This is a genomic window from Bacillus sp. 3G2 (genome assembly GCF_044324725.1).
In the GTDB taxonomy this organism is placed as follows: domain Bacteria; phylum Bacillota; class Bacilli; order Bacillales; family Bacillaceae_G; genus Bacillus_A; species Bacillus_A mobilis.
In genome coordinates this window covers 1,798,500-1,816,742 of sequence record NZ_CP172246.1, presented here as the reverse complement: position 1 = coordinate 1,816,742, position 18,243 = coordinate 1,798,500, and the positions used below count along the sequence as shown (strand labels likewise).

16 protein-coding genes and 1 riboswitch are annotated in these 18,243 nt (G+C 33.7%); of the genes, 5 read left to right on the top strand and 11 right to left on the bottom strand.

Features of this window, described 5'->3' with window-relative positions; all coding sequences use genetic code 11:
• Nucleotides 1-152: 152 nt before the first annotated feature.
• Entirely contained in the window at nt 153-512 is a 360-nt protein-coding gene (locus ACHZK0_RS09295) for a hypothetical protein (RefSeq protein ID WP_262740821.1), read from the top strand.
• A gap of 51 nt (nt 513-563) precedes the next feature.
• Here the strand turns inward: ACHZK0_RS09295 and ACHZK0_RS09290 are convergent, their stop codons facing one another.
• From ACHZK0_RS09290 to ACHZK0_RS09265, 6 genes are all read right to left on the bottom strand, one after another.
• Nucleotides 564-1,511 carry a sugar-binding transcriptional regulator gene (locus ACHZK0_RS09290; RefSeq protein WP_071721768.1) on the bottom strand — a complete coding sequence of 316 codons (948 nt, stop codon included), beginning with the start codon at nt 1,509-1,511 and terminating at the stop codon, nt 564-566.
• Nucleotides 1,512-1,869: 358 nt separating this feature from the next.
• Nucleotides 1,870-2,496, bottom strand: coding sequence for a LysE family translocator (locus ACHZK0_RS09285; protein ID WP_098870971.1), 627 nt, complete (start codon nt 2,494-2,496; stop codon nt 1,870-1,872).
• 162 nt (nt 2,497-2,658) lie between these two features.
• Nucleotides 2,659-3,738, bottom strand: coding sequence for a non-hemolytic enterotoxin NHE subunit C (gene nheC / locus ACHZK0_RS09280; RefSeq protein ID WP_270340553.1), 1,080 nt, complete (start codon nt 3,736-3,738; stop codon nt 2,659-2,661).
• A gap of 107 nt (nt 3,739-3,845) precedes the next feature.
• Entirely contained in the window at nt 3,846-5,054 is a 1,209-nt protein-coding gene (nheB, locus tag ACHZK0_RS09275; protein ID WP_262740819.1) for a non-hemolytic enterotoxin NHE subunit B, read from the bottom strand.
• Nucleotides 5,055-5,091: 37 nt separating this feature from the next.
• A complete protein-coding gene (gene nheA, locus ACHZK0_RS09270; RefSeq protein ID WP_395761472.1) occupies nt 5,092-6,252 on the bottom strand; it encodes a non-hemolytic enterotoxin NHE subunit A in 1,161 nt (386 codons plus the stop codon).
• 593 nt (nt 6,253-6,845) lie between these two features.
• Nucleotides 6,846-8,672, bottom strand: a complete 1,827-nt coding sequence (locus tag ACHZK0_RS09265) for an APC family permease (protein ID WP_262740817.1) — start codon at nt 8,670-8,672, stop codon at nt 6,846-6,848.
• A gap of 144 nt (nt 8,673-8,816) precedes the next feature.
• A riboswitch (cyclic di-AMP (ydaO/yuaA leader) is annotated at nt 8,817-8,963 on the bottom strand.
• 139 nt (nt 8,964-9,102) lie between these two features.
• Between ACHZK0_RS09265 and ACHZK0_RS09260 the strand changes: the two genes are divergently transcribed.
• Nucleotides 9,103-9,231 carry a hypothetical protein gene (locus tag ACHZK0_RS09260; protein ID WP_255446740.1) on the top strand — a complete coding sequence of 43 codons (129 nt, stop codon included), beginning with the start codon at nt 9,103-9,105 and terminating at the stop codon, nt 9,229-9,231.
• Between the two features lie 54 nt (nt 9,232-9,285).
• Here ACHZK0_RS09260 and panE read toward each other — a convergent pair whose 3' ends face one another.
• The gene (gene panE, locus ACHZK0_RS09255) at nt 9,286-10,230 is read right to left on the bottom strand and encodes a 2-dehydropantoate 2-reductase (protein ID WP_262740816.1); all 945 of its coding nucleotides are present in this window, start codon (nt 10,228-10,230) and stop codon (nt 9,286-9,288) included.
• Between the two features lie 174 nt (nt 10,231-10,404).
• On the opposite strand from panE, the gene ACHZK0_RS09250 reads away from it, so the two are divergent.
• Entirely contained in the window at nt 10,405-11,880 is a 1,476-nt protein-coding gene (locus ACHZK0_RS09250; protein ID WP_270340559.1) for a hypothetical protein, read from the top strand.
• 212 nt (nt 11,881-12,092) lie between these two features.
• Here the strand turns inward: ACHZK0_RS09250 and ACHZK0_RS09245 are convergent, their stop codons facing one another.
• A complete protein-coding gene (locus ACHZK0_RS09245) occupies nt 12,093-13,052 on the bottom strand; it encodes a rhodanese-related sulfurtransferase (protein ID WP_087955672.1) in 960 nt (319 codons plus the stop codon).
• Between the two features lie 475 nt (nt 13,053-13,527).
• Here ACHZK0_RS09245 and ACHZK0_RS09240 point away from each other — a divergent pair, with 475 nt between their 5' ends.
• Entirely contained in the window at nt 13,528-14,823 is a 1,296-nt protein-coding gene (locus tag ACHZK0_RS09240) for an Nramp family divalent metal transporter (protein ID WP_395761471.1), read from the top strand.
• On the opposite strand, the gene ACHZK0_RS09235 is transcribed toward ACHZK0_RS09240, so the two are convergent.
• From ACHZK0_RS09235 to ACHZK0_RS09225, 3 genes are all read right to left on the bottom strand, one after another.
• The gene (locus tag ACHZK0_RS09235; RefSeq protein ID WP_395761470.1) at nt 14,785-15,720 is read right to left on the bottom strand and encodes a M23 family metallopeptidase; all 936 of its coding nucleotides are present in this window, start codon (nt 15,718-15,720) and stop codon (nt 14,785-14,787) included. The two genes, ACHZK0_RS09240 and ACHZK0_RS09235, sit on opposite strands and share 39 nt — an antisense overlap.
• Nucleotides 15,721-15,802: 82 nt before the next feature.
• Complete coding sequence (locus ACHZK0_RS09230; RefSeq protein ID WP_395761469.1) at nt 15,803-16,870, bottom strand: sensor histidine kinase; 1,068 nt, start codon at nt 16,868-16,870, stop codon at nt 15,803-15,805.
• Complete coding sequence (locus ACHZK0_RS09225) at nt 16,860-17,558, bottom strand: response regulator transcription factor (protein WP_262740811.1); 699 nt, start codon at nt 17,556-17,558, stop codon at nt 16,860-16,862. Before ACHZK0_RS09225 ends, ACHZK0_RS09230 begins: the two co-directional genes overlap by 11 nt.
• Before the next feature lie 142 nt (nt 17,559-17,700).
• Between ACHZK0_RS09225 and ACHZK0_RS09220 the strand changes: the two genes are divergently transcribed.
• A complete protein-coding gene (locus ACHZK0_RS09220; RefSeq protein ID WP_262740810.1) occupies nt 17,701-18,231 on the top strand; it encodes a GNAT family N-acetyltransferase in 531 nt (176 codons plus the stop codon).
• Nucleotides 18,232-18,243 lie beyond the last annotated feature (12 nt).

The window sequence follows — 18,243 nt, the reverse complement described above, 5'->3', positions numbered from 1 at the left end:
TCACTCCTCATATCTTTTAACAACTTCATTCTAACTCTTAGCTGAACAAATGTAAATACACTTTTGAAATTTTGTTCATTCTTTTCCGAGAAGGAATTTATTAAGATAAATTGAAAATAGTGTAAAATTGTAATTAAAAGGATGTGATCCCCTTGTTAAAATCAAAATTCTTTATATTCACATTGCTAGTATGCACCTTACTATCCATATTTATTTTTCAAAAAAGGGATGTTATTTTCCAAGAAGGTAATCCCATTCCATTTGCTTTAGCTATGTCTAAACTGGCTATTCAAAATAAAGAGATGGTAGAAGTAAGTTCGATAGATGATCAATCGCCATACTTAGTAAAACGCGGAAAAATGGAACCTTTTATCAAAATGATGGAGCAAGATGGATGGAGTTTTGTAGACAGAGATGTTATGGCTAACTCTATAACCTTTGAAAAGGGAGATCAAATGAAGAGCGTTTCTTACAAATACTTTACAAGATACTACACCTTGATTTACTCATAGTAAAAATAAAAGGCTTTCTCAAAATTAACATCTTGAGAAAGCCTTTTATTTCTAATCTTTTTGATAATGTAACAATTCCTTCGCCGTATGCTGATCAATAATTAATACATTTGCATACCCGCCACGTAACGCACCATCAATTGATTTTATTTTTCTATTACCACCGGCAACTAAAATAGAGCGTTTCTTCAATTTTAATTCTTCTAACTCAATCCCAATTGTACGTTGATTAATTTCTTCACTACTAATATTTCCGTCTCCATCAAAGAAACGTGAACAAATGTCACCGACCGATTGTTTTTTGAGTAAACTTGTTTCATCCTTATCGAAATAGCCTAATCGGAATAATAGCGCTTCGTCTCGCACTGTCCCTACAGTGAAAATTGCAATATTCGCTTGTTTCCCCATTTCAATAATGTGATGAATATGTCGATCCTGCTCTACTAATTCCTTTGTCACTGCATTATCAAATATTACTGGTAGTGGTAAATTTCTTGGCGTCGTTTGAAAAGCATCTGCAAATAAAGCAATGGTCTCATTCGCATATGTGTTTACACTTGAATGACTAATACCACCTTTTAATTGGACAACCTCTACACCTTTTACATGTTGTGGTACGATTTTTCTAGCGATTTCATACATCGTCATTCCCCAGCTTACACCAACGATATCACCGTTTTTAACCGTCTTTTCCATATACTCAGCTGCATATTTACTAATATACTCTGTAATCGTTGCATATTCTGGCACTGGTGAAAATACGACATGTGCCTCTAGCAAGTTGTACTTTTCTTTCAGTAAATTTCCAACGTTATCTAAATCAGCAAATGGATCGGCTATACTAATTTGAACAAACCCTTTTTCTTTCGCGTACTTTAATAATCTAGAGATAGTCGGTCTTGAAATATTTAATTTGTTAGCAATTTCTTGCTGACTATAATCTGATTGATAATATAATCTTGCAACTTCAACACTTAATTGTTGTTTATCTTTATCCATAGTAACTCATTACATATCCTTTCCTGTATTTCCTTTTCGTTACAAGCATTATACAGCTTTATGCAAGAAATTTCGACTAATGAATTTTATCTCACTGCACTTCTACTACACTTAGTATTTAAAATGAAACTTTAATCAATGTTTTTTTATCCATCCCCTACTGGTTATCAGCCCGCCCGCATAATGTAAGATTTTTTCTTATAAAGCAAACCGGTCAAGTTATTGAGGAAGTCAGTTTTAAAGTTCAAATTAGATATATAAAATCAATATGAAGGTGTGAAATCAATTGTAAAATAGTAGTTTTGGAATAAATAAAAGAAATAATCAATAGTGATTATTTCTCTTTTCATATATATATTTATTTTTGGAAAAACAATCTAACTCCAAATACTAATAATACCGCGCCTGTAATACCCTCTATTGTACGGTTCACTCTTTCTTTTCTTAAAAAAGTTCTTAATTGACGTATGAGTGAGATATAAAGTAAATACCATATTGCTGTCAAAGTCGTAAATGTGACTCCTAATAAAAGAAATTGTAGGAAATGATTTTGATTACTTACAATAAATTGAGGTAAAAAACTAAGGAAAAATACAGCAGTTTTTGGGTTTAAAATTGCCGTAGTAAATCCTTGTCTAAAGCTTTTAATTGCCCCAATATCCTTAGATTCCATTTCTACTGAACCTGATATATCTTCTTTTTTATGTAAGGCACTTTTAATTGACTTTACAGCTAAGTAAATTAAATAAACTGCCCCAGCATATTTTATAAATGTAAATAACATAGCAAATTTCATTAAGATAGCAGAAAGTCCTAACGTAGCCATTATTGTATGAATCATCATTCCAGATATCGTTCCTAAAACAGTCTTTATCCCACCATTTTTACCATGCGAGATAGTATTTTTTGTAACTAGTGCAAAACCAGGACCAGGCATCATTATGATTAACATTGCTGTAAGGATAAATAATAGATAATTTTCCATGTTCTAGTATTTCCTTTCCAAATTTTAGTTTTGCTTACAGTATAGCCTTTTTCATTAAAACATTAAATACAAAAAGCTTAATCAGAAATTTATCTATCAAATTACAAGGCCAACTCTCACAAAAACAGGATAAAAAAATAAACAGCGGAACTAGTCCACTGTTTACTTCGCCACACCTTCATGTAATTTTTCTGTATAATCTTTTACATCTTTCCAGCTATCTTTCGCTGTATGTAAATCTTCTTTTATGAAGGTAAATTCTTCAGGGCTGATTCCTTTTACGTTTTGTAGTAAATTATTATATTTTGCCCCTACTGTATACCATTGATTTGATATATTTTGCAGTGCTGTAATTGCTGCATCAATTGTTTCAGTCATATTTGTTGTTTTATTTTTTACATCTGTCAATATTGCTACTTCTGCTTGTGCTCCAGAAATTCTATCCTTTAAATTGGTGATTTCTCGTTCTGCATTGGCGATATCTTTTTTCGCAATAGCAATCATCGGTCCGCCAGCAAGACATGTTATTAACGCTACGCAAAGTACGCCACCAGCAATGACCATATCATTACTCTTTTTGATTGAATCGTTATATGTATTAATTTGTTGTTCTAAAGCTGGAATACCAGCATTCGTACTTGCCAAAATCGAAGTTAGTTGATTTGTATCCTCTTTAAAGCTATTTGTGTCTTTCGCCATTCTATCGCGAAAGGCTTTCAAATCTTCTAATAATACATCTACCTCATTTTGATTCTTTACAATATCAGCATACAACTTTTCTAAATCCGCTTTTAACTTTACGCTATCCTTTTGATCAATCGCTATTAGCATGCTATTATAATACGTTTGAAAAGTATTATTGTAATTTATAATATTTTGATCTGTTTTCATAATTTGCGGCTTCATATAATTTAACCAATACGCCGCGTTAATTTTTGCATCTCTTTGATGCTGAACCATACTTCCTCTAAACTCACTATTAATAGAATTTATTTTACTTAAATCAGTCTCTTGCTGATTTTGAATTAATTTTGCATATGAATCCATTGCAAATATGCTCGATGTCGTTTGCGCCATTACATCTTGGAATCCAGCTGGTCCGAGAGAATAATTTTTCGCATTTTCTTGCAATGTTTTTACATTTGGTTCTGCTGCAAAAGGATGTAAAGGAAATGCGTTACTCGTTGCCACCCCAGCAATCATTAACGCTAAAAGACATTTTTTATAAAATCGTTTCTGCATTCTTTTCACCTATTTTCATTATAAGGGTATGAAAAACTCCTGCTCACAACTGAACAGGAGCTTCAAATCGTTCATCAATACGTAACGCTCTAACGATTCGTAATTGATTAAGCTTTTTTCGTATCTACTACTTTAATGTCTTCAGCATAAATCTTTTCTGCATAGTCTTTAATGTTTTTCCAGCTATCTTTCGCAATGTTTAAATCTTCTTTAATGAAAACAAGGTCGTTTGGACTAATTGAATCTACATTTTGAAGTAAAGAATTGTATTTTGATCCCATTGTGTACCATTGGTTTGAAATGTTTTGCAACGCTGTAATTGCAGTATCAATTGTATTTGTTAAATACTCCGTTTGTGTTTTAATGTTCGTTAAACCAGCTACTTCTAATTGAGCAGTTGTAACTTGTCCTGTTATTTTTTGAATTTCAGCTTGTGCATTATCAAGCTCTTTCTTCGCTAATACGATTCCAGCTGTACCACCGCCTACTGCTGCTGCACCACCTGCAATTAACGCGACTCCTAGCGGCGTTCCTGCACCTGTAGCAATGACTACTGCACCACCAATAATGGCAATTGGCCCTAGAGCTGTCGCAACTGATGAACCAATAATAATTGCATTATACTTACTAATCGCTTCATTATACGTTGTAATTTGATTTTGCAGAAGCGGGATTCCTGCATCTTGACTAGCTAAAATAGATGTAATTTGATTTGCGTCTCCCTTGAAGTTTTGCGTATCGGACGTCATTTTATTTCGGAATTTCTTCAAGTCATCTACTAACTGATCTACTTGCGCTTTATTTTCATTAATACTACTTGATAATCTAGTTAAACCTTTCGTAAGAGTCGCTTTATCTTTTGCATCTACCGCAGTAACTAAAGTATCGTAATAGTTTTGGAATTTCGTATTGTAATTAATGATATTTTGATTCGTTGAAATAAGCTGTGGTTTTAATACATCTAACCATTGCTTCGCATTTCCTCTAGCTGTATCTTGGTGCTGAATTACTTTCCCTTTTAAAGCCGCATCAACAGACGATACATTACCAAAGTTAACATTACCTTGTTTAATAATTGTTAAAGCGTACAGATCCATTACTAAAGCATTTGAACCTGTTCTTTCCATTGCATCTTTTAAGCCTTCTGGTCCTAATGAGTATTCTTCATAGTCATTATAAGCTTTTGCTACCGCATGAACTGGAGCTTGTTTCACTGTACTTTCAGCTGCATACGTATGGGCTGGCATCATGTTCCCTGCTGCAAATACTGCCATAAGTGCTGATAGAGCCATTACTTTATAAGGTTTTTTTGTCATTTTTCTTCTCTCCCTATATCGCTAATTATTTTTCTGCTTAATGTACTTCAACGTTTGTCACGTAATCTTCAAATTGATTCGTTTGTTTATTCATTTCATCACTTACTTTTTTTATTTGATTGAAATGTTTTTGAAGTAAACTACTATCTGTATATGTGCCTTCTTCGACATTTTTTTGAATTTGGATCATATTATTGTTTAGAACTTTCCAATCTGTTAATAACGTTTCTAAAGTTGTAATTTGACGATCGATTAGTTCTGTAAAGCTACTTACTTGATCTTCAACAAATGTAATTTGTGTTGCTTCTGCTTCAGTTTGTGATAACTTTTGAATAAGTGGTAGTAGCTCTTTTTGCTTTTGCTGAATGCGAAGAGCCGCTTCCCTCGTTTGACTATCTGCAGCATTTACAATTTCATTACTTAAAGTACCGATAGAAACGAAATCAATTGTTTTCGTTTGCGCAGTTTGATTTGTAATTGTAAATACTTGTTTACCGATATTAATAGAACCTTTAATAATTTCTTGAGGTCTATTCAAAATAGTAGTTAGTTCAGCTTGAATTTCCCCTTGAATTCTTTTAATATCTTCTCTTAACTTCACAATATCTCCACTTGATCCTTGTAGTGTTTTTATTGCTTCATCAGCTTTAATTGATAAGTTGCTACTATCTTTGTCTAATACCGTTTTAAATCGATTTAACTCTAATAAATCTTGCTCCATACTCTCTTGAATGCTTTGTACTTGCAGTTGTAATTTTCCATATGCATTTGTAAAATCTGCTTTGGCCTGCTCATCTTCATTTACGTTTCCTGCGAGTTCATAGAGCTTACTATAATAGCTATTAAATCTAGTACTATATCTCATCATCTCTTGATTTAAGTCGATTAGCTTCGGATTATATTCATCAATCCACTCTCTTACATTCGCCTTTGCAAACTTTTGATGATTCGTCAAACTACTCATCGCATTCACCTTAATGTCTGGCTGTTGTAAAATAACTAATCCATATGCTTGTATAAGCGGTGACTGTGATCCTAACATTCTAATTGAATTGGATAATGTATTTGGAGCAATTACATTTTGTGCATATACTGCTTTCACCTCTGTTTGCCCCTCCTTAGCGTAAGCGCTTACAGTAATGAAGCAACTCGTAGATACTGCTGTAACCAATAACCCTGTAATTAAAGTCTTTTTCACTTTAACTCCTCCTATGTATTAGCAACTATTACTATCGCATTTTATTATTCTATTTTCTTGCACATAATTTGAGATGGTTAAAATAGAGAACGTTCTCACCGCGATCCATGTATGAACCACCTCTCTCAACTTTTATTGCTACAGTACTTACTTATTGTTATAAAACATTTCATATGTGATTAGTTCGAATAACATTGTATAAAATTTCTATTTTATAGCCATTTCCACATTCACACAGTGAATATATTACATGAAAATATTATTCATTTTAAACTAAATAACGTACGTAAATATGAAATTTCGTTTTGTTTTCATATAAGTTTTGTACTGTAAGGTCATTTAAACACAGCTACTTATATAACGTAAAGAAGTATTTTCATCCCCTTTATTTTCAAGCTTTCATGTCCTTATTTCAAAATATAATCCTCTTCACTATTTCAATTGAAATATCCATATATCACAACAAAAAATCCTGCTTATCCATAGATATAAAAATTATATCAATATATCTTTTAGGCTCATATGCAATTATGCATAGCATATACACAAAAAGGATAGCTTCACTTTCATGAAGCTATCCTTAAAAAATCTTCTTACTTTTTCAAATGATATGGAACTGTCGTAATAACAACATTTCTTTTATAGAGTAAATACGCACGAATGAGTAAACTAGATTGATTATGAAGAATGTTATGCCAACCTTTTTTCGGAATGAACTGTGGTATAACGACAGTAACTCGGTAATTTGATTCACTCGCTTTATATTGCACTGTATCAATAAACTTTGTTAGCGGTTGAATAATACTTCTATAATGAGAATGCAAGGTAACAAGCCTAACTTCCGGTTGCCACTTCTTCCATTTCTCTTCGAATTTCTTCTCCTCTTCTCTGTCAAAAGCAACATATACAGCGATAACTTGATCGGCAGAAAGAGCCTTAGCATAATTCAATGAATTTTCTACTACATGAGTCATACCAGCTACCGGAACGACAATTACATTTCCCTTAATCGGAACAAGTGGCTCACAAGTTTTTAAACTTAGTTGGTCTCCCACTGCATCATAATGCTTCTTAATTCGGTGGAACAAGAAGATAATGACAGGTAAGAAAATAAGGATTGACCAAACTTGTGCGAATTTAGTTAAAAAGAACATACTCATTACGATAAAACTAATGACTGCTCCAATTAAATTGACCGTTAATCTCAAAGCCCATCCTTCAGGCTTTTCACGAAGCCATTTTAATACCATACCAGTTTGAGAAAGTGTAAATGGAATAAATACACCTACTGCATATAACGGAATTAAATGTTCTGTTTGCCCTTGGAAAGCTACAATTAAAATAATCGATGCGATTCCAAGTATAATAATACCGTTTGAATAACCTAGGCGATCTCCTCTAATCGTAAACATTCTCGGTATGAATTTGTCTTTTGCAAGATTAACTGCTAATAACGGAAATGCAGAATACCCTGTGTTAGCAGCAAGAATTAATATTAAAGCAGTTGTACCCTGTATGAAATAGTACATGAAATTACGCCCAAAAGTTTGTTCAGCAATTTGTGAAACAACTGTTACTTCTTTACTTGGAGAAATTCCGTAATAATAAGCTAAGAAAACAATTCCTGAAAATAAAACGGCAAGTAATGCACCCATTGCAAGCAATGTTTTCGCCGCATTGTTTGGTGCGGGATCTTTAAAGTTTGGAATTGCGTTTGAAATTGCTTCAACACCTGTTAAAGCAGAACTACCTGATGCAAATGCTCGTAACAGTAAGAATAAACTAACTCCCGCAACTGGTGTTCCAATTGGCGTGTGTAAAGTCGGTGACACGTGACCAGTTAAAATATTATAAATCCCCACCCCAATTAATATGAATAGTGCTAAAACGAATAAATAAACTGGATATGCTAAAACGGAAGCTGATTCCGTTACACCTCTTAAATTTAATATCGTAATCAATATAACAAATATAACTGCAATAATTACTTTATGTGCATGTAAGCTCGGAAAAGCAGACGTAATCGCATCTGTACCCGCAGATACACTTACTGCAACAGTTAAAATATAATCGACTAATAAAGATCCTCCAGCTATTAACCCTGGATTCATCCCTAAATTTTCTTTTGATACAACATACGCTCCTCCGCCGTGCGGGTAGGCGAAAATAATTTGTCGATAAGATAAAATAAGAGCAGTTAATAATACTAATACCCCAACAGCTATCGGAATGGAATACCAATAAGCTATTGCCCCTAGACCTGTTAATGCGATTAATATTTGCTCTGGTCCGTATGCGACCGATGACAATGCGTCAGAAGATAAAATGGCTAGTGCCTTCGTTTTATTAAGCTTTTGCTCTCCTAACTCAGTTGATTTTAACGGCCTTCCAATTAAAAACCTTTTGATTGATGAAACCACTGCTGTCCACTCTCCAATAATTTTGTACGAACTTTTCTGTTAGTTACAGCGAATAAACGATTTCTTCAGAAAACAAAAAATGTCTACAAGCCATAACGAAATAAACTTGTAGACATTATTTTTTTTGTCGCACAAGCTCCACCTTCCTTCTCAATATAACGCTTACGAGGTTAGCTGTCGGATTCGGGCCTATGAGTAGCCCTACCTTTTTCAAGGATTCACCCCATTGGATTACGTACTAATCCATAAGAACGGGTCCCCCGTACCATGCGGTTTCAGCGATTTAGAAAATTGAAACTGTGGATTATAATACTCCTTTATTTTCAAAATGTAAACAAAAATTTTTAAAAAGAAAAAATTTAAATGATTGCGCATAATCCGCCGGTAAATATACATAATGAATACTACAAAATCGATAAAGGAGACCCACATGTCTAAAGAAAAGAAGCCTATTTTTTCCGATTCCTATTTAGATGCGTTAGCAAATGAAATTAATCAATTATACAGTAAACGTGAACAGGAAATAAATTTGACAGATAGAACGAAAAGAAATAAATAAATTGTCATAAAAAAGAAAGCAATACACTTATATATTGCTTTCTTTTTTATTTTTTCATACATCCAATTGTATTGCTGATTTGTTAAAGGTCATTTCTTCATACACCTTTAAGTTTTGATATACCACACTCAATAATGGTGCTTCTATAGGAAATTGTTCTGCTGCACCTAGTAAGTATCCTTGTAAGTGCTTCCCTTCAATAGACGAACCTTTTTCCATATCCCGCTGCATTGATGACTTCATATCATACGAAATTTTATCAATTGTTTTCATATGTTCCTGGGCAATACCTTCCTTAACTGGTGCCCCTATATATTTCATAATTTGCACACATTCTTCAAATAAGTTTTGGATAAAATCGCGGCCACCTTCGCTTTCACGAATCGGGCCTATCGGTGCACGCATTAATGTTGTCACACCTGACATTACAGTGATGAATAAATATTTATGCCACATATCTTGTGTAATATTTTCACTCAAAACAAAACTAGATTTCGTACCTGCAAATGCTCTAGCGATATGCTGTATTCTCTCTGAATCTTGAGACTTCATTTCTCCAAACACAAGTCTATTGGCAGCGCTAGTTTGTACAATTTCTCCTTGATCGTTTAGCGTCGTCTCGATAAAGCATAAACCGCCAATCACTTTTTCCACGCCAAATTCTTTTTGTAATAGTGATACATGAGCAATGCCATTTAACAATGGAATAATCATAGTATTTTCACCTACAAACGGCTTCAAATCTTGAATTGCCTCGTTTAAGTGATACGCTTTTGTTGAGAATAAAATAACATCAAACGGAGAAGTTCGATCTTCTTTCGTTATTAATTTCGGTTGAAAGGAAAAATCCCCGTTCACACTACGAATAACAAGTCCCGTTCCCTCTAATTGCTGTTTTCTTTTACTGCGAACAAGAAACGTAACATCTTCCCCTTTTTCGACTAATCGGCCGCCAAAAAATCCTCCGACGCCACCCGCTCCTAATACTAAAATACGCATACAACATCCCCCTTTTCAAAATACAATTTTATAACATTTCGTATACATAACATTATACATGTCCCTCACTAAATAAGCAGAATTTTCATTCTTAATCAAGTATAAAACAGTGGTTATTTTCAAATGAATTTGGGCATGTTGTTTTTATAGCATATATGAAAGGAAACAAAGTAAATGGAGGCAATACAAACAATCGAGGAAAAAGATGTAACAACAGCTATATTTCAATTTATATTCCCGTTTTCTTTTAAAACTGGATATGAACAAAATATGTTCCCTTTCTTACAGAAAAATGATTTTCGACCTTTTCGACTTGATCATCTTGAAAATGAAAATACATACTACGGAAAGTTTCAAGTTTCACATCAAAATATGGAAGCATACTATCTTTCATTTACAAATAAAATACTCTTTCCTCACTCAGAGCATCAAAAAGGATTGCAGCGCTATTCTAAAGACCTTAACTTAACTGGACATTTAACAACAAATTTGATTTCCGTTCCATTCAAGATTCATTCTATTGACGTAACACTTTGCCCCTATGAGCTTGGCTTCTTAACAATTCGGACAGAAGTAGAAACCGCTCCAAACATGACATTATCAGAAGCAATTGAATTTGCCGCCCGCTTCCGTGTACTTGAAACTCAAAATGATACAAATGAAACTATCTGTATTGAATATAATGGCAAACAATATTCACAAGTAGAGAAGCTCATATTCGGCGATTTATTCCATGGCTTAACAGACTTCTTTGAGAAAAAGAGATTGCGGAGCTCTTACTTTCAAACATTCCCATTCTTTGAAGATCAACGAATGTATGTACAAACTTTATTATCCATAAATAAAGAGTCGGACCTTCATGTAGTTGATGTATACCGAGCTTCCAGTCTTTCCGGATTAACAGACGATGGTAAGCCCTATATTAGCGCAAATAATGTTCCTTATATTCAAGATTATTTAACAAAACATTCTTATCAAAGATGGGCTCCTAATCGATACTTTATTATGGAAGAACATATTTTCACATGTATAACAAACGAGGGTGAACACGAATTCTCTAAACTTGCTAGCCAGATGTACGGGGAGTTTTATTACGCCTTGTTATTGAATCTATTTCATAAAGTTGTTTTATTAAAAATGGCAAACGCTTATGCTGAACTAAATATTGAACAAGATACAAATGAAATAGAAAAATTAATTTATTCAATCAATTCATTCACAGCGAATTACTTTTCTTTAGAGCTAGTATCCCAATCACAGAGTGAAGATATTTTCTTCCGCTTAAGAAACCTATTTAACATTGAAGTACTATACTCAAATGCAAAACAAAATCTTGATAGTTTGTTTAAATATCAAGAAAACGTCGCCTCTAAAAAAGATAGCCTTTTACTATTAATTTTAACGCTCTACTCTGTAGTAGGCCAAATGTTAGGATTTACTATGATCGACCTTTTAAGAAACACCGACTCAAACAAAATATCGTCGCCACTTGAATTCTTCGCACTTTTAATAGCAATTAGCGGCATCGTCATTTCACTTATTTTAGGTGCGCAAAGTTTATACCAATGGAGTCAACAACATAAACGAAGAAAAGCATGGGTAAAACAAACTGTACTTTCTGCTGTGAAAGAGAAAAATGATAAGAAGTAAAGAAGGTTATTTTCAAATTACAAATACGTGGCAGGATTCAGTAAATGAAATTATTACCAGCGATTTTTAAGATATATCGGCGCAACTCGAAATATATCAGCGATTTTTATAATATATCGACTTACCGACAAAAACTGACAAAAGAAAAACTACATAGTAAAAAAGTACTCCAAACTAAAACTTGGAGTACTTTTTTATTACACTAATTCAGCTTACTTCCCTGCTTCGATTTTCTCTAATGCAGCAGCTACTTGCTCTTCCGTTAATTCATGTTGTATTACGTAGCGGTTACGTGGGCTTACACGACATTCATGAGAACATGCACGTAAATATTTCGCTTCGTTTTCTTCAGAACATAAAATTTTCTTATTACATTCTGGATTTGAACAGTTTACATAGCGCTCACAAGGTTCACCTGAGAAGTGGTCTTTACCAACGATAACATGTTCTTTTTGGTTTACTGGTACAGCGATACGCTCATCGAATACGTAACATTGTCCATCCCAAAGCTCGCCTTGTACTTCTGGGTCTTTACCGTACGTTACAATACCGCCGTGAAGTTGGCTTACATCTTCGTAACCTTCACGAACTAACCAACCAGAGAACTTCTCACAACGAATTCCGCCTGTACAATACGTTAAAATCTTTTTGCCTTCAAGTACTTCTTTATTTTCGCGAATCCAATCTGGTAATTCACGGAATGATTCAATATCAGGTTTGATTGCACCTTTGAAGTGACCTAGATCAAATTCATAATCATTTCGTGCATCAATGATAACTGTATCTTCTTGTTTCATTGCTTCATAAAAATCTTTTGGCTCTAAATACTTACCAGTAACTTCATGTGGGTTAATGTCGTCTTCTAGACGAAGTGTCACTAATTCTGGACGAGGACGTACGTGCATTTTCTTGAATGCATGCCCTTCTTCTTCATCTATTTTAAATACGATACCGTCAAAACGTGGATCGTTGTTCATTGCTTCCATGTATTTCTCAGTTTGCTCTACAGTACCAGAACAAGTTCCGTTAATTCCTTCTTTTGCTACAAGAATTCTACCTTTTAATTCAAGTGAATTACAAAATGCTAAATGCTCTGCCGCGAATTCTTCTGGGTTTTCAATTGTTGTGTACATGTAATATAGTAATACTCTATATGGTTTTGTAGTTGCCAATGTGTTTCTACCACCTATCTAATTTTTAAAATCATGTATAAGTTAACGTTCATATCAAAACATATATAATAAGAAAATGAATCCATTTTCTTCTCTTTATACTATTTTCTATCAGTTAACAAAAATAAAAAACAAGATTACACACCCAAACCCTGTGGTTATGTTGTAATCCCAATATATTATATATCATACAAATGCAATTCCATCAATTAATATGCTGTATTATCGGCTTTTTGTTCACATAAATTTCAAAAATAGCCCTTTAATTCATTATGTTTCCCCACGTCATCACACCATAAACTCCCAATTTTTCATTACACGACACCATCCATTGCAGCAAGGCATATAATTTGCACTAAGGAAACATTTATGTTCAAATAAAAATATCATCTAATACATCTAAATGTATTGAAATAAACAATAAGAATACTTACAATAATTTCATCAAGTTAACATTTCAAAGGGGAAAACTACTATGAATAAAGATATATCAAAAGATGAACAAGTCCCTTCTCAAAGTACAACTGTTCAATCAGCACACTTAGCTTTAAGTGGCGAAACGAAAGGCTGGAAAAGACTGTTACCGTTTTTAGGGCCCGCTTTTATCGCATCTGTAGCTTATATTGACCCTGGTAACTTTGCTACAAATATCGCAGCTGGTTCACAATATGGATATTTACTATTATGGGTTATATTCGCGTCTAACTTAATGGCAGTATTAATTCAAACTTTATCAGCTAAGTTAGGAATTGCTACGGGAAATAATTTACCTGAAATAGCTCGCGAGCACTTTCCAAAACCGGTGTCTATCGGTTTATGGATACAAGGTGAACTCGTTATTATGGCTACAGATTTAGCTGAATTTATCGGGGCTGCACTCGGATTGTATTTATTATTTGGAATTCCTATGTTACCAGCTGCTTTAATTACAGCAGTCGGATCATTTATTATTCTTGAGTTTCAACGCAGAGGATTTCGCCCACTAGAAGCTATTATTACAGGGATGATTTTTATTGTAGTAATAGCATTTGGGATTCAAGTTTTTTATGCAAAACCAGAATTAAGTCCCCTTCTTTCAGGACTATTGATTCCGAAATTCCAAGGTGTAGACAGTATATTACTTGCAGCAGGGATATTAGGCGCGACAGTTATGCCACATGCAATCTATTTACATTCTGCATTGACACAACGCCGCGTGGTTGGAACAACTGATGAACAAAAGAAAAAGATTTTCCGTTTCGAATTTATTGATATCATTATTGCAATGGTTATCGCTGGAGCAATTAATGCGAGTATGTTAATTGTTGCTGCTGCACTATTCTTTAAAAATGGCTTGCATGTTGAAGATCTTGATGTTGCTTTTAACCAGTTTAGTACGTTAGTCGGTCCTGTATCAGCTGCTTTATTTGGAATTGGGCTCTTATCAGCAGGACTATCTAGCTCTTCTGTCGGTACAATGTCAGGTGATATTATTATGCAAGGTTTCATTCGAATGCATATTCCGTTATATTTACGACGTTTTATTACAATGATTCCCCCATTAATAATTATCGCTTTAGGTGTAAATCCAACTTACGCTCTAGTCATGAGCCAAGTCGTCTTATCATTCGGTATTGCTTTTGCACTAGTACCACTTATTATGTTTACAAGCAATAAAAAAATTATGGGTGCGCTCGTTAATCACTGCATTACAACTTTTATCGCTTGGATCATTGCTGCACTTGTTATCATTTTAAATATTTTCTTGCTGTATCAAACATTTGTAGGGTAATGAAAAAAGGTATTCTAATAAAACTGGAATACCTTTTTTATTGCCACTTATGTATGTACCTCTTTTTGGCATTATCGCACCTTTCTCAGTTCGAAAGTAAAGTGGTAATCCTTCCGAAAAAAACATGCTCACCTTGGTTGGATCCTGCCTTTGATGATGAATATGTAAATGCGGCTCACTTGAACTTCCGGAGTTACCGACTTGGGCAAGAACCTCTCCTTCATTTACATGTTGTCCTTCCCTCACTTTAATTGATCCTTTTTTTAAATGGGCAAGAATTAAAAATGTCCCTGATTCATCTAGTCGTAAATAAATATGATTCCCCGCCATTGACTGAAAATCATCCTCTCCTGGAACTACATCTTTTTCATCATTATTGATAGATACAACTGTTCCAGAAGCTGGTGCCATTACTTTCGCTCCATATATTCCATAATCCCCTAAATTACTACTTTTCACTTCAGCAGGCGGAATAAGAATATCATATGCCCATCGTTCATTTGGTTTTATAACATGATAGTTCGTTTCTAATCGATCACCGCCCCAGCCCACTAATGCTCGTTCATTCAAAGGAAAGCGAACGACTGCTTTAGGACTCATAGATTGTACATCTGCTGGGTAAGCAAGTCCCCCTATATTAGCAAACCACCCTAAAGGCCAAGCTCCAATTATAGAGAAAAGAACGATGAAGATTAGTGCTCTATCTATTCGCTTTCTAAAAATGCCTTTCCACAAAAATAGTAATACTGATCCTATCAAAATAAAGATTGATACTAAGCTAAAGGCTTGTAACCCCCACCAAACAATGACTGATATAACACCATGGGATAAATAAACTACACTCCAACTTGTAATTAAAAACGCAACTAAAATTACTAATACATATTTCTTCCACATGTTGTATCCCCACCCTCATATCTTTGTTCTACATGATACGAAGTGAAAATTACGACATATAAAAGAAATACTTACGACTTTCTTACAATTCTTGATAATGCGGTAAAACGATGGTGAAAACAGTTTCTTTCTCGTTACTGCACACAGTGATATCCCCTTTATGAAGCTCTGCTATACTTCTCGCAATTGCAAGTCCCATTCCTTTTCCACCCGTATGAGAGCTACGTGATTTTTCACCACGATAAAACTTCTCAAAAACGTAAGGAAGGTTCTCATTCGGAATACATTGTCCAAAATTTTTAATTTCAATTTCAACATTCATGTCTCTTTTACAAATTTGAATCAAAATCTGTTTTCCGTCTTTCCCGTACATAATACTATTACTAATTACATTTTCGAACAGCCTCACCATAAGCGCTACATCCATTTCCACATGTAACTCCTTATCACCATTAATACAAAAGCTCATATCGGCATCATCTAGTTGTGGCACAAAACCAATCATGATTTGTTCAATGAACGCTTTCATATTTACTGCACTTTTATGTAATTCAATCTCCCTATAATTTATTTGACAATATTCTAATAAATCATCTACTTGATTTTTTAACTCATAACTTTTTCGCTTTAATATACTTACATACTGTTCACATTCTTCTCTATTTGAATGAAGCTGGTTTCCTAACAGGTCCGCGTAACCGATTAGAGATGTTACAGGTGTTCGTAAGTCATGGGAAATATTACTAATCATTTCACTTTTCATTTCCTGCGATTTTTTTTCATTTTCGATAGACTCTTTTAAACTTTTAGCCATTCTATTAACATTCGCTGCTAATTCACCAATCTCGTCATTTTTTGAAATAGGTATATGTATTTCCAAATTACCACTACTTATTTGCTTCACACTCTTGTTAATTTCAGATAATCTTTTCATCATTGTTTTTGTCATGAATGCAAAGTATATTGTAGTAAAAGTTAAAAAAGCTATTAAATATAAAAATGAATATTTTTTCTCTAATTCGGTAACTTGACCATATATATTTCCAATTAATATTTGAAACGTTATTATACTTACAGTGGCTAATAAGATGCTACATATGAATGCGATAAAAAACTTAGCTCTAATGCCTTGTAATGATTTAATCTTCAATTTTATATCCTACTCCCCAAACATTTTGAATAAACTTCGGCTCTTTTGGATTCTCTTCAATTTTATTTCTTAATCTTGCAATATGAACCATTACTGTATTATTACTTTCATAGGCCCTTTCTTTCCAAACGCTCTCATATATTTCTTCAATAGTAAATACACGATTTTTTGCAGCGGCCATTAAGTACAAAATATCATATTCAGTTCTCGTAAGATTGATTGTTTCTCTATATAACATTACTGTTCTAGACACTTCATCTATTTCTAAACCTCTAATATTTATTTTCTTTTCTATTTCTTGGACAGCATTTTGATTGAAATATGTATACCTTCTTAATTGAGCTTTCACTCTCGCTATAAATTCAATTGTACTAAACGGCTTCACAATATAATCATCTGCTCCAGTACTAAATCCTATTACCTTATCTACGTCCGATGATTTTGCGCTTAAAAACATAATTGGTAAACTATGTTTCTCTCTAATCCTTCTACACAATTCTATTCCATCCATTTGTGGCATCATAATATCCAAAATAGCAAGTTGAATTTTGTTATTATTTATTATTTCTAAAGCCTCTTCTCCATTATAAGCACTAAAAACTTTAAAACCTTCTTGCATTAAATTCACGTTCACAAATCGAACAATATCTTGATCATCATCTACAATTAAAATTGAATTTTTCTCCATATACAAACCTCTTTTTGAAATATATTCCACAATCAATTTTATCATAAATCAAAACCACACTTCCCTCTTGAATAATCTTTATTTTCAGATTACATTATATAATAACAACACATTCTAGTTTCAGAAGAAATGGAGTGAAAGCATGTTTCCTATATTGAAAACCGACCGACTCATTTTACGAGAACTTACCGAAGAAGATGCACCGGGTATTCTACAATGCTTTTCTAATACTGACGTACTGCGCTATTATGGCCAAAAACCATTACAGGATGTTGCTCAAGTGAAACAAGTCATTCATAACTTTAAGCTCAGTTATAATGCAAGAAGCGGAATAAAATGGGGAATTGAATTAAAGGACAAGAAAGAGCTCGTTGGAACCATTGGGTTTCATGATTGGTCTTCTGAACATAAACGAGCCAATATAAGTTATGCCTTTCTCCCTGAACACTGGGGAAAAGGATATGCGACGGAAGCTGTTTCTGAAGTTATATCATACGGTTTCCACACACTTCATTTAAAACGAATCGGAGCAATTGTCTTTCTTGAAAATGAAGCTTCCAATAAAGTGCTATTAAAATTAGGATTTGAAAAAGAAGGCGTTCTAAAAAATTATATGTATCAAGATGATATCCCATATGATACGAATTTTTATTCTTTATTAAAATCGGTTTAATAGAATGCATGC

Excerpts from the sequence above, each read along its gene's own strand:
- nheC (WP_270340553.1), bottom strand. The coding sequence starts at position 3,738 with ATGCAGAAACGATTTTATAAAAAATGTCTTTTAGCGTTAATGATTGCT.
- ACHZK0_RS09250 (WP_270340559.1), top strand. The coding sequence starts at position 10,405 with ATGGAGGCAATACAAACAATCGAGGAAAAAGATGTAACAACAGCTATA.
- ACHZK0_RS09220 (WP_262740810.1), top strand. The coding sequence starts at position 17,701 with ATGTTTCCTATATTGAAAACCGACCGACTCATTTTACGAGAACTTACC.
- ACHZK0_RS09285 (WP_098870971.1), bottom strand. The coding sequence starts at position 2,496 with ATGGAAAATTATCTATTATTTATCCTTACAGCAATGTTAATCATAATG.
- ACHZK0_RS09240 (WP_395761471.1), top strand. The coding sequence starts at position 13,528 with ATGAATAAAGATATATCAAAAGATGAACAAGTCCCTTCTCAAAGTACA.
- ACHZK0_RS09260 (WP_255446740.1), top strand. The coding sequence starts at position 9,103 with ATGTCTAAAGAAAAGAAGCCTATTTTTTCCGATTCCTATTTAGATGCG.
- ACHZK0_RS09235 (WP_395761470.1), bottom strand. The coding sequence starts at position 15,720 with ATGTGGAAGAAATATGTATTAGTAATTTTAGTTGCGTTTTTAATTACA.
- ACHZK0_RS09225 (WP_262740811.1), bottom strand. The coding sequence starts at position 17,558 with ATGGAGAAAAATTCAATTTTAATTGTAGATGATGATCAAGATATTGTT.
- ACHZK0_RS09290 (WP_071721768.1), bottom strand. The coding sequence starts at position 1,511 with ATGGATAAAGATAAACAACAATTAAGTGTTGAAGTTGCAAGATTATAT.
- nheB (WP_262740819.1), bottom strand. The coding sequence starts at position 5,054 with ATGACAAAAAAACCTTATAAAGTAATGGCTCTATCAGCACTTATGGCA.
- panE (WP_262740816.1), bottom strand. The coding sequence starts at position 10,230 with ATGCGTATTTTAGTATTAGGAGCGGGTGGCGTCGGAGGATTTTTTGGC.